This window comes from Methanothermus sociabilis (assembly GCF_055392295.1).
The window spans coordinates 12,143-26,265 of record NZ_AP042467.1 but is presented as its reverse complement, the minus strand read 5'-3'; the positions used below and the strand labels follow the sequence as shown (position 1 = coordinate 26,265).

14 protein-coding genes and 2 pseudogenes are annotated in these 14,123 nt (G+C 31.4%); 13 read left to right on the top strand and 3 right to left on the bottom strand.

Annotation, left to right across the window (positions count from 1 at the left end; genetic code table 11):
- Together ACZ5LY_RS00160 and ACZ5LY_RS00155 are read right to left on the bottom strand one after the other, a co-directional pair.
- Nucleotides 1–675, bottom strand: coding sequence for a DUF169 domain-containing protein (locus tag ACZ5LY_RS00160; protein ID WP_013413413.1), 675 nt, complete (start codon nt 673–675; stop codon nt 1–3).
- Nucleotides 676–678: 3 nt separating this feature from the next.
- Nucleotides 679–942 carry a hypothetical protein gene (locus tag ACZ5LY_RS00155; RefSeq protein ID WP_013413412.1) on the bottom strand — a complete coding sequence of 88 codons (264 nt, stop codon included), beginning with the start codon at nt 940–942 and terminating at the stop codon, nt 679–681.
- Between the two features lie 154 nt (nt 943–1,096).
- On the opposite strand from ACZ5LY_RS00155, the pseudogene ACZ5LY_RS00150 reads away from it, so the two are divergent.
- The 9 genes and pseudogenes from ACZ5LY_RS00150 to hisB all read left to right on the top strand — a co-directional run.
- Nucleotides 1,097–1,912 (top strand): annotated as a pseudogene (locus tag ACZ5LY_RS00150) (DUF3344 domain-containing protein); the annotation flags it as partial.
- A 69-nt stretch (nt 1,913–1,981) separates the two neighbouring features.
- Nucleotides 1,982–2,356 (top strand): annotated as a pseudogene (locus ACZ5LY_RS00145) (DUF3344 domain-containing protein); the annotation flags it as partial.
- A gap of 99 nt (nt 2,357–2,455) precedes the next feature.
- Nucleotides 2,456–3,877: a cobaltochelatase subunit CobN gene (locus ACZ5LY_RS00140; RefSeq protein WP_464577574.1), complete on the top strand. Its 1,422-nt coding sequence runs from the start codon at nt 2,456–2,458 to the stop codon at nt 3,875–3,877.
- Nucleotides 3,831–7,454, top strand: a complete 3,624-nt coding sequence (locus tag ACZ5LY_RS00135) for a cobaltochelatase subunit CobN (RefSeq protein WP_464578015.1) — start codon at nt 3,831–3,833, stop codon at nt 7,452–7,454. Before ACZ5LY_RS00140 ends, ACZ5LY_RS00135 begins: the two co-directional genes overlap by 47 nt.
- An 89-nt stretch (nt 7,455–7,543) precedes the next feature.
- Nucleotides 7,544–7,846: a hypothetical protein gene (locus ACZ5LY_RS00130; protein WP_464577573.1), complete on the top strand. Its 303-nt coding sequence runs from the start codon at nt 7,544–7,546 to the stop codon at nt 7,844–7,846.
- The gene (locus tag ACZ5LY_RS00125) at nt 7,846–8,277 is read left to right on the top strand and encodes a hypothetical protein (protein ID WP_013413407.1); all 432 of its coding nucleotides are present in this window, start codon (nt 7,846–7,848) and stop codon (nt 8,275–8,277) included. Before ACZ5LY_RS00130 ends, ACZ5LY_RS00125 begins: the two co-directional genes overlap by 1 nt.
- 285 nt (nt 8,278–8,562) lie before the next feature.
- Nucleotides 8,563–9,576: a nucleotidyltransferase domain-containing protein gene (locus ACZ5LY_RS00120; RefSeq protein WP_013413406.1), complete on the top strand. Its 1,014-nt coding sequence runs from the start codon at nt 8,563–8,565 to the stop codon at nt 9,574–9,576.
- Nucleotides 9,577–9,756, top strand: coding sequence for a 4Fe-4S binding protein (locus ACZ5LY_RS00115; protein WP_464577570.1), 180 nt, complete (start codon nt 9,577–9,579; stop codon nt 9,754–9,756).
- A 6-nt stretch (nt 9,757–9,762) separates the two neighbouring features.
- The gene (hisB, locus tag ACZ5LY_RS00110; RefSeq protein WP_013413404.1) at nt 9,763–10,341 is read left to right on the top strand and encodes an imidazoleglycerol-phosphate dehydratase HisB; all 579 of its coding nucleotides are present in this window, start codon (nt 9,763–9,765) and stop codon (nt 10,339–10,341) included.
- A gap of 12 nt (nt 10,342–10,353) precedes the next feature.
- On the opposite strand, the gene ACZ5LY_RS00105 is transcribed toward hisB, so the two are convergent.
- Nucleotides 10,354–11,028, bottom strand: a complete 675-nt coding sequence (locus tag ACZ5LY_RS00105; protein ID WP_464577567.1) for a winged helix-turn-helix domain-containing protein — start codon at nt 11,026–11,028, stop codon at nt 10,354–10,356.
- A 68-nt stretch (nt 11,029–11,096) separates the two neighbouring features.
- On the opposite strand from ACZ5LY_RS00105, the gene ACZ5LY_RS00100 reads away from it, so the two are divergent.
- From ACZ5LY_RS00100 to ACZ5LY_RS00085, 4 genes are read left to right on the top strand one after another with little or no spacing between them, the layout of a single operon-like run.
- Nucleotides 11,097–11,714, top strand: a complete 618-nt coding sequence (locus ACZ5LY_RS00100; protein WP_013413402.1) for an IMP cyclohydrolase — start codon at nt 11,097–11,099, stop codon at nt 11,712–11,714.
- Nucleotides 11,701–12,456, top strand: coding sequence for a coenzyme F420-0:L-glutamate ligase (locus ACZ5LY_RS00095; protein WP_013413401.1), 756 nt, complete (start codon nt 11,701–11,703; stop codon nt 12,454–12,456). Before ACZ5LY_RS00100 ends, ACZ5LY_RS00095 begins: the two co-directional genes overlap by 14 nt.
- The gene (cofD, locus tag ACZ5LY_RS00090) at nt 12,453–13,382 is read left to right on the top strand and encodes a 2-phospho-L-lactate transferase (RefSeq protein ID WP_013413400.1); all 930 of its coding nucleotides are present in this window, start codon (nt 12,453–12,455) and stop codon (nt 13,380–13,382) included. Before ACZ5LY_RS00095 ends, cofD begins: the two co-directional genes overlap by 4 nt.
- On the top strand, nt 13,351–14,115 hold the full coding sequence (locus ACZ5LY_RS00085; protein WP_013413399.1) for a GTP cyclohydrolase IIa: 765 nt from the start codon (nt 13,351–13,353) through the stop codon (nt 14,113–14,115). The genes cofD and ACZ5LY_RS00085 overlap by 32 nt, the downstream gene beginning before the upstream one ends.
- Nucleotides 14,116–14,123: the final 8 nt, after the last annotated feature.

Below are 14,123 nucleotides of genomic sequence, written 5' to 3'. Positions count from 1 at the left end.
TCAAATGGATTCTAATGATTCAACTACACAACAGAGATTTTCGCCATTTAAACCTACGATAATTTCCTCATCTTTAATTCCTGTGTATTGTCTAGATCCACTACAGCCTAATGTAAAGTTGGGTTTTCCTCGTGTGTATGGACCTGCCACTGCATCAGCACATACTGACTGAATTCCAGAAAAGTCTGATGTTACTCTTTCACCTAATTTATAAACTAATGCTTGCACAAGTTTCATTGCTTGATTTGGCTTGCAAATTATTACTACAACATCAGGGTCAAAATCTGCTTCTTCTAGGGGAGCATACACTGATGCATAAAATCTTTCTTTTATTTTTGGGATTGTATTTACACATCTGTTGGCGGCTGGAAAACTTGAGAATCTTCCTAATTCTAGGTAAAACTCTCCACTTTTTACTTTACTTGGCATTTCACATATTCCAATTGCACCTGCTCCTCCCTTACATAAGTGATATTCGCAGGTGGCATAAAATTTTCCTCCTTTAGATGCTTCCTCAACCATCTCACAATGTCTTTTTTCTTTTTCAACGCTCTTTATACCGGAAGGTATATCTTCTTTTTTCTTAACAAGCTTTATAGCAACTGGAGATCTTTCTAATTCTAAAATTTTTTTGATTTTTTCAGCTAATTCTTTGTTATTGGCACATTTTGTCAAATATTACCCTCCTGTTTTATTAGTAGAATTGTATTCTACATTCACTTTTGATTTTGGTATATATGTATCGTTTTCTCCACCTTTATAATATGATTGGTATTTATCATTTTGTTGATATTGTGGGATAGATGTAGATGTATTATTGGTTTTATTTTCAACAATTTTTATTGTTGGGATCTGTTGTGGCTCTAAAAACATTATTATAAAACTAACAAACATGCCTAATAACATAACCCCTGATATCACAATTAACAAATTTTTTTGCATTTCCACACTTCCTACATTTTTTGATTTTTTTATTGTTTCAAAACCAAAAAAATAATTTTGTAGTAATACAAATAAAAAAATTGTAATTAAAATAAAGGAGGTGAAAAATATTAAGAAAATTTATATATTGGGTCTCATAGTGGTTGCATTGTTTATGTTACCCGGGTTGACATATGCTGACTCTTATTATGGTGGCAAACCACTAGAAACTGTTAAACATGGAAAGGTGACTGGTGGGCTTTATATAGACAGTTATTTAGGGTTCACAGGGAATGCAGAAAGTGCAAATCAAAGTATAGGAAATGCCTATGTTTACTATAAATTTAAACCATTGCCTGAAAATGCTATTGTAAAAAATGCAACACTTTATGTTCTAGTATATTCTGGACACATGCAAGAAGCTAAGGAAACATATGTTAATGTAACTTACAATGGAAAATTGCTAGATAGTCAATTCCTCAATACAACTTACACTTATCCACCCGCTGGAAACAATAATACAGCAATTCTTGGCCCTGGTCATGACAATGATCCTTACTTAATGGTCAACAACCATACAATGAGAGTAACAAGTGATTATCTAATGTGGTATGATGTAACTAGTCTTACAACAGCAGGATATAATACTGCACTAATAAACACCACTGGATCTCGTGATGGCAGAATAAAATTAATAACACTTGTTGTTGCATATGACATTCCAAACAGCACAAACATTACTGAATATTGGATCAATCTAGGACATGACGTTGTAAGTTATAAAGATAATAATTACATAGGCAAAACAAAATTTATAGCAAATATTAGAGAAAAAATAGAGAATGCTACACTTACAGTTGTGCATGCTGCAAGTCAAGATGGAATGTATACATTCAATGATGTTATACTTCCTGGGGGCCAAACTACAGCTGATTATGCAGGATACAATGTCTGGGACGTAACTAACTACTTCAATAAGACTGGTGAAAACATATTAACATATAATAGAACAGGAAAATTTTATAAGATAATACTTGCAGGATTATCAGCAAAATATTCTGGAAACAAAACCTTCACAATAACCCTAACAAACTTAGGAAAATCAACAATAACCATAAAATATTACATCTCAATCTACACAAATCCAGTTAATGGAACTAAAGTCAGCTACAGAGAATTAACAATAACTCTAAAGCCAAATGAAACAAAAACAATAGAGTTAGGTAAATATCTATTTAAATATGCAGTATCTGGAACAATGATTGTCAAAAATCCATCAAGATATAGAATTCCATTAAATCTAAGAATAAAATATGAAATTGAGGGATTGAATCCACAGATGAGGGAGATAAGTAAATACATAGCTCCAAGGGGAGAATTTAGGTATATAGCTAGATACACAGGAAAAGAAGAAGGATATGCTGATGTTTGGTGATTCTTTTTTTATTTTTTTAAATTTTTTGTTTTTTAGGGAAAAATTTATTTTTTTAGGCTAATAATAACTAAATCAAAAAAATTGGGAGAGTAAATTTATATGCGAAATATTATATTCATGTCAATAATTATTATCTCTTTTATAATTTTTATTTCAGCTAACTCTACGCATGTATATGCATTAAATACAACAGATTTTAATAACTCAAGTAGAGATAAAATTACAGTAGTTATTTTAAGTGATAATCAAGGAGCTATAATAGCCAACCAAGCTGTACATGAATTAATAAAAAATAACACTACCCTAACTAACAACGTACAATTTCAAGTAAGGAGTTGCTCTCAGATCGAAAAAATCCAAGACGATGAATTTGTTAATTTGATTTCTAATTCTAAAATATTTATTGGAGAATGGATCAGTGACTCAGTGTCAAAGCGCTTACAAGAAATATTTTCAAAAAATAAACAAATAACAAATAAAAAAGATGGAATATTTCTAATTCTTGAACCTGCTCCAGGGTATATTAATTTGATGAGATATTCAAACATCAAAGGAAAATATCTCTTAGAAAATTTTTCAGACGAAGAATTATATAACTTGTATCAAAACACCAAAAGAGGTTTATCATACGATTATGTTAAAAATTACCTTTCATCTATAAAATCTCCTGAAGATTTCAATAGGGCTGTTTTATATAAAGATTTAAACAATGTTTTGGCACTCAAAGAACAAATATTATGGGCATTGAATAGGTTAGGATTTTCAGTAGAATGGCACGAACCTGACTGGGCTAAAACTTCTTCTGGTGAAAAAATTTATGGTATATACCGCTATGGATGGTATGATAATCTCACAGTTTATGCACAACATTACTTTAAAACAAGTGCCATCGGATGTGTTGGTATTATTGAAAGTACAATGTATGTAGGTTCTCAACAATTAGGACCTTATTATGCACTCATCGATGCACTAGAAAAGCGGAATATAAATGTCATACCAGTAGTAGCATATGGTGCTACACCAGATCAGTTAAAAGTTATGGTAGAATCATTTACAGATGCTCCTAATGTTGAAAGTTTCTTTGCAAACCCATCTAAGTATAAGGTTTATGTTGATGCTATAATAAGCATGCCAGCCTTTGGTTTAGGCGGTGATAATTTTACAGACGTAATTAAATTTTTTGAAATATTGAATGTACCTGTTTTTAGAGCAATACATTCTGATTATATAAGTGCAGAACAATGGGAAATTAGTTCACAAGGAATTAGGTATCTTACAGGTGACAAATGGTGGCATATAGCAGTTCCAGAGGCACAGGGGATTATAAATCCAACAATAGTTGCAACGCTTGCACCTCCTAGTAAAGATCCCATCACAGGCTTAGTTTTCAGTGATTACAAGGTGATAGACAAAAATATTGAGCTTTTAGCAGACACAATAAAAAATTGGATACTTTTAAAAAGAATGCCTAACTCTGAGAAAAAAAATTGCTTTAATCTACTACAATTATCCACCAGGTAAAAGCAACATAGGGTCAAGTTATCTTAACACTATAACAAGCATTTATAATCTACTTCATATTCTTAAAGAAAATGGATATAAAGTTGAAAACATTCCTACAAATACAACAGAATTGCTTGATTTGATATTGAAAAAAGCTATTAATATTGCGCCATGGGCACCAGGAGAGCTTGAAAAGCTGGTAGAAAATGGTGCAATTCTTTACCCAGTTGATAAATATATAGAATGGTTCTCAAAATTAGATAATATTACAAAACTTCAAGTTATTGAAGGTCCTGTAGGATATATTGGAGAATTATGTAGAAAAGCTGTAGAATTGAATTATACACAAGAAATGTTTGATAGATTAGATTCATGGTACCAAGGGTTAGTATCATTGTTACCAGAAAATAGAACCAAAGATGTGTTACCTTTACTAGATAAGATAGTAAATATTTTAAAAGAATATCTTTTAACCCAAAACGAAAGTTATTATCAAGAATTTATGGATTATAAAAAACGATTTCTTTCTCTTAAAGTTCCAGGAATTTGTGGATGGGGTGAACCACCAGGAAATGTAATGACAATAGAAAAAAATGGCACAAAATATTTTGTTATTCCTGGAATATGGTTTGGTAACATTTTTGTTTGTCCAGAACCTCAACGTGGATGGGAAGGAGATATCAACAAATTATACCATAGTATGGTTGTAGCTCCACCACACCAATATCTTGCAGCATATTTATATCTCCAAGAAAACACTCATGCAATGGTACATCTTGGAAGACACGCTACTTATGAATGGCTACCAGGAAAAGAAGTATTGCTTGCACCATATGACTTTCCAAAAGTTGTTGTTGGAAGCACGCCACAAATTTACTACTATATTGTGGATGGACTTGCAGAAGGTATTCAAGCTAAAAGAAGAGGATCAGCAGTTATGATAGATCATTTAACTCCTCCAATGTCATTCACTGAATTATATGGAGGTTATGGAGAACTAGCATCTTTAGTAAGCCAATATGATGGTGCAGATCCATCGGTAAAACCACAAATTATAGCTAAAATGAAAGAAGTCATCAAGAATAATAACTTTACAAAAATAATTGAGGCTTACATTGGAAAAAGATTGGATGAATTAAAGGATGATGAATTTGTAGATGCAATTGAAGATTATTTAACATCCCTACAAAATACACTTTATCCTTATGGTTTACATGCCATTGGTAAAAATTGGACAGATGATGAGATTGCAATGTTAGTTACTTCAATACTTTCAGTACCTATCGAAATTTCACCTAAGGTTGAAACAACTTTACAAGATGAAATATCAATGCTTATTTGTGGAAAAAAATACAACAACCTTACATTTACACAAAAAGAAGAAATAAACAAAAAATGTATTGAAGTAGTTAGAAATTTAATTAGAAATGGTCTTACATCAACAGTAAATAATTTAACTTCAAACCCAACAGAGGGATTAAAAAAAGTTCTTGAAGAAGCATTGAAATATGTAAACCTAATAAAAGAAAGCATTGAAAATGAAATAAAAGCACTGTTAAATGCGTTAAATTGTGGTTTTATACCACCAGGGCCTGGAAATGATCCAGTAGTTAATCCAGACGTGTTACCAACGGGAAGAAACTTTTTCCAAAATCAGGCGGAAGAAATACCAACTAAAAAAGCTGTTGAATATGGTAAAATATTAGCAATGCAAACACTTGAAGGTTTAGCAGAAAAAATTTCAGAAAAACTCTATAAAAAGAAATTTACAAAACTTAAACCCAATCAAAAAAGAAAAGTTATTGAAGAAGCAAGTAAAGTCGAAAAGATAGCTGTAGGGATTTTTTGTACAGAAACTGCACGTGATGATGGAGCATTAATATCAATGGTACTTCATCTTATTGGAGCAAAGCCAGAATGGTCAAGCTCTCCAAGTGCTGGTGTTGGAGGCGCTAAAGTCAAAGAAATTCCAAGACTTGTAGAATTAAAAGATCTTGCTAGGCCAGAAGGATGGCCAAAGAAAAGAATTGACGTAGTTATAGTTACAACCGGTTTATTTAGAGATTTGTACAGTAGACAAGTTGGAATATTAGATAAAGCATTTAGATTGGCTCTTGCAGCAGCATATTATACAATACTTAATAATGAAACACTTAAAAAGAAATATGGTGAAAAACTAAAAAAAGCTCTAGATTATGTATTGACACCTGTAGGATTTTATGGATTAGGATCCGAATCATTAAATGATAATTATATAGCAAAACACTGGGTGGGAGATTTTGCATATTACCTGTCCCTTAACATGACTCCAGAAGAAGCTGGAGAACTTGCAATATCTCGAATATTTGCACCACCAGAAAATGATTATGGGGCTGGTATATCAAAATCTGTTGAAATGGCATGGACATGGAGTAATAGGACACAGCTCGCAGATTTTTACATAAATAGAATGAGTAATATTTACTCAAGCACGAAATGGGGAGTTAACAATCCAGAAGTATTTAAGAGAGCATTAAGTGGAGTGTCAATAGTATATACAAGTAGAAACACAAACCTTTATGGAGTTCTTGACAATGATGATTTCTTTGATTATTGGGGCGGACTTTCAATGGCAATAGAAAGAATAAATAAATCTCCACCAACAATAATGGTTTTAAGTTATGCAAACAGAAATAACCCAAAGGTATTTGATTTACAACAATTTATGGTTAAAGAGATGGCAACACGTTACTTTAATCCTTCATGGATAACAGGAATGATGAAAACAGATCCAACTGGCAGATACTTCAGCCGTAAATTTGTCTCAAACCTTTGGTTATCTCAAGTAACAACACCTCACCTAGTCCAAGATTGGATGTGGAATGAAATTGTAGATGTATATGTGAAAGACAAATACAACATTGGAGTATCACAATGGCTATCAACTGGAAATAGAGCATATGCAATGATAAGCATCATAGGTACATTACTTACAGCAGCCCACAGAGGCTTCTGGCATCCATCTACAGAAACTCTTAGATTAATTGCAAATAGATGGGCAGCTCTAATAGCCAGATATGGACCAGCATGCTGTGATTGCAGTTGTGGAAATATAGCTATGATAAGATGGGCATTAAACTATGTAAATCCAAATCTATTAAATTCAGTAAGATCTCAGCTATATATAGCAACAAAAAATGCTGCATTTGCTCCTTCAATCCCAGGAGCTCCAACAACACCACAACCTTCAATCCCTGGAATTCCAACAACTACACCACAACCTTCAATTCCAGGAGCACCATCACAATTAGGAGCTCCAACTGCATTAGGAAGAGTAGGAATTGGAACTGCAGCAACAAGGGGAGTTTCACCAGGAATTTCAGGTCCTTCAGGTAGAGTTGGTGGTGAAGTTGGTGCAAGAGGAGCAGCTCAAGCTGCTGGAGCAGGAGGTAAAGCAGGAATTACAGGTGCTGCAGCAGGAAAAGCATATGAGATTACACCAGTGTCTAAAGGAATTGGAAGTCCATCATCAGTGCCATTCGCAGGAATAATCGGAGTTATAATATTGATTGCATTGATGGCGGTAGGATATCTATTGAGAAGGCCTGAGCAATAGTCTTTTATTTTTCATTTTAAAAAGTTAAAAAGAAAAGGTATTTATATAAAATTAAACAAAAAAGCCTTTAAAAAATTTTGGTGAAATAAATGGAAGAAGAAAAGAAAGTTAAAGAGATAAGAAAAATACGTGTTATACCTTTTGCAATAATAATCGCATGTATTTCAGCTATAATAAATTTAATAATTACTGTTATTTGGTCTTCTATTCTTTATACATCTATGTCAATGATGCCAATGCCTTATGCAATTAATTATAATGCAATGATTGTTGGGATACTCAGTGCACCTGTAATTGGATTTATAGTCGGATTCATAATTTCTGGATTGGCGGCAGTAATCTACAATTACTTATCACCCAAAATTGGCGGAATAAAAGTAGAGGTGAAATAATGGAAAAAAGACATGTATTCCTTAATTCACTATTTTATGGCATTAATTCTGCATTATATGAATTATTAGGTGAAAGTGGAAAAACTGTAGGCATGACAGTCGCAAAACATATGAAGAAATTTCTTGAAAGGCATGGTTACATACAAGACAAAATGAATATCAGCGACTTAAAAAATTTATTTTTAAAATTTAACTTAGCAGAAAGTTTTGAAATAAAAGAAAATGACAAAAATGTTATATTAATTGTTAAAAAACCTTATTTAAGTGAATTTTTGCAGGAAATGTTAAAAGAAGGTAAAACTCCATATATATGTCCCTATGTACATCTGATGTCTCTGCTCTATATGGATATCACTGGGAAAAAAATTTCATTTGACAGACCCTATATAGACAAAGATGAAGTACAGCTTATTTTTAAAGTTTATCAGTGAAGTCTTGGTAAATTCTTTCACTTCTAATATAAAGTTAAAAAACCTAGTATTCGAGGAGTTAAATGCAGAATATCAGAAGACATGTGTAAAATAAAAATGAAGGGAAAAGATAGCCTAATAACCTGTCTGAAAGAAAAACCTCTACTCAGAATTATTTCCTATAGAGAGATAGTTTTTGACAAATTTCCCCATAGTAGAAGCTCCATAGGAGTGGTTCACAGGTTATAAGATTTTTAGTTTCTACAATTTTTATCGAATAAAATTTTCCTTAAAGAAGGTGGTTAGGTGAGATCTAGACCACGTGATTTTATATACACGAAAGATGACCTCTTTTTTGCAACTGTGTCTTATTTACATCCTAAAGATAGATTTATAGCATTTTTAAGATATGTTCCAGATCCTAATGGTGATAGGCAAATAAACAACAAAAAATATTCAAAGGTAAATTCAAAGGAAGCCTACGAACTTCTAGAAAATACTGAGTACATTTATTATCACAATAATATCAAAATGTTATCAGTTCCTAAAAGAAAGGTTAAAAAAATACTACAACCAAATGAAAAACTAAAGAAAATTTTAAACGAAAATCCTGAGGTGGAATTGCTCCAAAAAGTTATAAAACTTGCAGAAATTTTTCATGATGAAGTAGGACTTCAATATAAATATATGGGAGTCTCTGGTTCTATATTACCAGGACTTTATGATCCAAAAAAATCTGATATTGATTTTGTTATTTATGGCTTGAAAAATCATAAAATAGTTAGAGAAAAACTTGCAGAAATAAAAAATAAAAATCATGGCTTGAGAGATTTAGATTTGAAGACTTGGAAAAAAGTGTATAAAAAACGTATAAAAGATAATACATTATCATTCAAAGAATTTTGCTGGTATGAAAGAAGAAAAAATAACAGAGGATTGATAGATGGAACTTTATTTGATGTCTTAGCAACAAGGAAATGGAGTGAAATAGAAGGTAAATGGGAAGAAATAAAGTATAAACAAATTGCTGATATAAAGCTTGAATGTACAGTTGTCGATGATATAGCATCATTTGATACACCTGCTGTATATAAAGTTGAAAATACGAAGGTTTTAAAGGGTCCTGATGTTGGTGCAAACATTGATGAAGTAGTTTCATTTACACATACTTATGCAGGCCAGGCAAAGAACGGTGAAAAAATTGTTGTAAAAGGAAAATTAGAGAAAATGATTGGTAAAGAAAAATATAGAGCAGTGGTAGGCACAACAAGAGAAGCAATAGGTGAATATATTAAATTAAAAACTAAAAACGGGACATAAATGAAAATAATTGTAAATGATAAATGTAATAGTTGTGGTGTATGTAGGCTGGTATGTCCAAAAGGTGGTAAAATTTGGAAAATTAATAAAAAAGCAAAAGCAACAAATTTAGAATATTGTCATCTATGTATGATATGTGCTACCAGGTGCCCCAGACAAGCAATAAAAATAATAAGATGATCTTCTATGAGGAAATGTAAAATTGAGAGAGAAACATTGGAAACAAAAATATCAATATTATTAAATTTGGATGGCGATGGAAAATATAAAATAAATACATCTTTAAGATTTCTTGATCATTTATTAGAGACATTTGCAAAATATGGTAATTTTAACATCGAAATAACTTCTAAAGGTGACATAGATGTTGATGATCACCATTTAGTTGAAGATATAGGAATCGTACTTGGTAGAGCATTTAAAAAATGTACTGGTAGTAAGAAAGGTATAAAAAGAATATCAAGTGCTATTGTACCTATGGACGACTCATTAGCTATGGTTGCCGTAGATATAAGTGGAAGAGCATTTTTTAAAATAAAAGGTAGTTTTAAAAGAGAAAAAATTGGAGATGTTTCAACAGAAAACATTCCTCATTTTTTAGATAGTTTTGCAAAAAATTATGGAATCACCTTACATTGTGAAGTTGAGGGTGTAAATGATCACCATAAAGCAGAAGCATTGTTTAAAGCATTGGGAATTGCAATTTCAGATGCACTTACTTTAGAGGATAACAAGATTAAAAGTACTAAGGGATTACTTGATTGAACTACTTAATCGTTATATTTTCTTTATAACAGCTGTAGATAAAGCTTTAAATCCTATGTAAACCTCATCTTCTAAATCTAACTTTAATTTATCCCACGAATATTTAGTTATATCTGCAAAGAAATGTAGATTATTAGCTAGCAACTTTAAACTTACAATTCCATTTTTTACTTTGACACCAACTATTTTTGCTTTTATAATATTTCTAACACTTGATTTATGTACATCTAAAGTTATAAAAATATCTTCAGGATCTATGAAAACTATAACTTCATCTCCCTCTTTTACTTTAGGATCTAAAGGGACTTCAATTTCAATGTTATCGACACCAATGATCATTAATCTCTTAGATTTATCTATCTTCTTTACAACACCCTCCAACTCATTTACATGTTTGTGCTTTTTAATCAAATAATTCAATTTTTGATATTCAAGTAAGATTCTCTCACCAGTAGTTGTTAATCTAGTTTTCCCTCCTCCTCCAAGCCCACCTCTTTTTGTAATAACTATCTTAGACTCTAATTCATCTTCCATAGATTTAATATACTTTAACGCTGTCCTATATGGAATTCTACAATTTTCCGATGCCTTTTTAATTGAACCATATCTTTTAATACCTCGGAGTAATCTAATTTTTCTTTCGTCAATCGTTACAACTTTACCTTCAATTTGTAATTGATACCTCAAAATCCCCTTGATCATGATTTTTATATTAAATTTTAATTATTATAAATAAGTAATGGAGGTGTGTATTTTTGTATGTTGGAAGATTTTTAGTTGTTGGAAGCAATGAAAATGGATATTATGTAGCATATCGTGTGTCTAGTAGATCCTTTCCAAATAGAGTAGCAAAAATATTTAAAAATAAAATAAGTATTGTTCCTAAAGAAGGACATGAAGAAGAAATTTTTAAAAATCCATATATTTCCTATAATTGTATAAGAATAGTTGATGATGTTGCAGTTGTTTCAAATGGATCACACACAGATATTATAGCTGAAAAGATTGAATCAGGCATGAACATGAAGGATGCAATGACTTTAGCACTTCTTGTTTTTGATTATGAAAAAGATGAATATAATACACCAAGAATTGCAGGTGTAATAAATAATAAAAAAGGATACATAGGAATTGTTACAAAAGATTTCATAAGAATCGAAAAAATTAAACCAATGAAATCATATTATATAGCAGTGTATAAGCATAATGTACCTAAAGAAGTAAAATTTGAAGCAAAAAATGCTAAAGAAGCTGTAGATTTTATTTTAAATAAAGGTATTTTTAAGAAATTTACACATCCAGTAACTGCTGCAGCTGCTTTTAAAAAAGAAAAATGGGAAATGTATGCAAGGTGCTTAAATGCAGAAAATTGAACTAATAGGTATTAAATTACCAATGATTAAAAAAGGAGATGATTTAGGTAAATTAATAATAAAATGTGCAGAAAAGGAAAAGGTAGGAATAAAGAATAATGATATTATTGTTGTCGCTGAGACAATTGTGTCTAAAGCAGAAGGTAATTTAATAGATTTAAATAAAGTTGAATGTAGTGAATTTGCTAAAAAACTCGCAAGAAAGATAAATAAAGATCCTAAATTAGTGGAAGTTATTTTAAGAGAATCTGAAGAGTTGGTAAAGATAGGTCATGATTTTGTAATTACAGAAACCCATCATGGTTTTGTATGTGCAAATGCAGGTGTAGATGAGTCCAACGTTAAAAAAGGTTTTGCAAAACCACTTCCCAAAGATCCAGATAAAAGTGCTAAAACGATTTATAATAAAATAAAAAAAGAAACTGGGAAAGATATAGCTGTAATAATATCAGATACACAAGGGAGGCCATTTAGAGATGGAGGAATAGGTGTTGCAGTTGGCGTGGCAGGAATAAATCCACTATGGGACAGAAGGGGTGAAAAAGATCTTTATGGCCGAAAATTAAAAACAACGAAAATTGCGGTGGCAGATGAAATTGCTTCGGCAGCATCAATGGTTATGGGGCAAGCAAATGAAGGAATACCTGTAGTTATAGTACGTGGATATAAATTTGATCATCTTAAAGGCGATGGAAACGCTAAACTTTTATTAAGAAAAAAAGAATATGATGTGTTTAGATGATAACAGTATTATCTGGAGGAACAGGTGGGCCTAAGTTAATCCAAGGATTAAAAAAATTAATAAAGGAAGAAGATTTAACCATAATTGTCAATACAGTTGAGAATTTTTACTATAGAGGTTTGTACATTGCTCCAGATGTAGATACAGTGTTATATACTCTTGCAGATATTGTAAATGAAAAAACATGGTATGGTAGAAGAGATGACACATTTGTTACTCATGAATATCTCAAAAAATTAGGTTGTCCAGAATTACTTAAAATTGGAGATAAAGATAGAGCTTTTAAAATTCAAAAAACAATTTTAAAGGAAAAATATGACTTATCAAAGGCTGTAGACATACAAAGAAAAATACTTGGTATTAAAGCACAAGTCTTACCAATGAGTAATCAAGAGTCAAATATTAAGATAATAACAGATGAAGGTGAGATGAAATTTCACGAATTTTTAATAGAAAAAAATGCAAAACCAAATGTACTTGATGTTTCCTATAAAAATGTTAAACCTGCCCCTAAGGTTATAGAATCAATAGAAAATTCTGATATAGTTGTAATTGGTCCCTCAAATCCGGTTACATCTATAGGACCAATAATATCGATGAAAGGTGTAAAAAAAGCATTAAAAAAAGTTTATGTTGCAGCAGTTTCACCATTTTTGGGTAATAAACCTTTTAGTGGACCTGCAGCTAAATTTATGAAGGCAATTGGATATGAACCTACATCTTATGGTGTGTGTCTCATGTATAAAGATTTTTTAGATAGATTTGTACTAGATAATAAAGATATTCATTTAAAAAAAGTAGAAAAAATAATAAAAGATGTTAAAACGACGAATATATTAATGAGAAATATTAAAGACAAAGTAAGAGTGGCGAAAGTAGTGTTAGGTGGAATATATGATACAGATGACTTTGATACAGATAGATAATTATGGTCCTTGGACAGTGACTCCTTCTCCAAAAGCAGAATCCGATTTACAAATATTACAAGCAGAATTGTATGCAGATCTTGAGCAACAATTCGCCGCAAGAGGAGGATTAGTTTTTTTTACACGTTTTGATAACATGCTTGCAATTAGCAATAATATATCTATTGAAGACCATAAACACATTCAAAAATCTATAGGGAATAGATATCCAATCACAATAAGTATGGGAATAGGGGCTGGAAACACGCCATATGATGCACAATACAATGCCACAAAGGCCCTTCAAAAATATGGTAGTGCACAATCTCCAAAACGTAAAGAAATTTTAGCTGTAGATAGTATAGCTGAAAATGGATTTGTACAGATAGCTCATATTGACATTAATGGTATAACTAAAAAATTGACAGATACGGTATCTGCATATGACACATTTCTCTTTGTTAATAAAGTATATCAAATATTAATGGATGAACTTTTCAAAAAAGGGGCGCTTATATTCTTTATTGGTGGAGATAACTTTATGTCCTTATGTAATGGTGTGAAAACAAATGCTTTATTAAAAATTTTAAAAATTGTTGATGAAGAACTAAATATAGAATTAAAAGCAGGTGTGGGAAAAGCATCTACAGCATATAAGGCTGCAAATCTTGCAGATTTAGCACTAGAAGCAATAAGAGAAGGTAATACATCCAGTCTAGTCCACATGATTGAAGAGAAGGAGATGATAAATTGAAGTCTTGG

Excerpts from the sequence above, each read along its gene's own strand:
- hisB (WP_013413404.1), top strand. The coding sequence starts at position 9,763 with ATGAGGAAATGTAAAATTGAGAGAGAAACATTGGAAACAAAAATATCA.
- ACZ5LY_RS00115 (WP_464577570.1), top strand. The coding sequence starts at position 9,577 with ATGAAAATAATTGTAAATGATAAATGTAATAGTTGTGGTGTATGTAGG.
- ACZ5LY_RS00125 (WP_013413407.1), top strand. The coding sequence starts at position 7,846 with ATGGAAAAAAGACATGTATTCCTTAATTCACTATTTTATGGCATTAAT.
- ACZ5LY_RS00155 (WP_013413412.1), bottom strand. The coding sequence starts at position 942 with ATGCAAAAAAATTTGTTAATTGTGATATCAGGGGTTATGTTATTAGGC.
- ACZ5LY_RS00085 (WP_013413399.1), top strand. The coding sequence starts at position 13,351 with ATGATACAGATGACTTTGATACAGATAGATAATTATGGTCCTTGGACA.
- cofD (WP_013413400.1), top strand. The coding sequence starts at position 12,453 with ATGATAACAGTATTATCTGGAGGAACAGGTGGGCCTAAGTTAATCCAA.
- ACZ5LY_RS00095 (WP_013413401.1), top strand. The coding sequence starts at position 11,701 with ATGCAGAAAATTGAACTAATAGGTATTAAATTACCAATGATTAAAAAA.
- ACZ5LY_RS00130 (WP_464577573.1), top strand. The coding sequence starts at position 7,544 with ATGGAAGAAGAAAAGAAAGTTAAAGAGATAAGAAAAATACGTGTTATA.
- ACZ5LY_RS00140 (WP_464577574.1), top strand. The coding sequence starts at position 2,456 with ATGCGAAATATTATATTCATGTCAATAATTATTATCTCTTTTATAATT.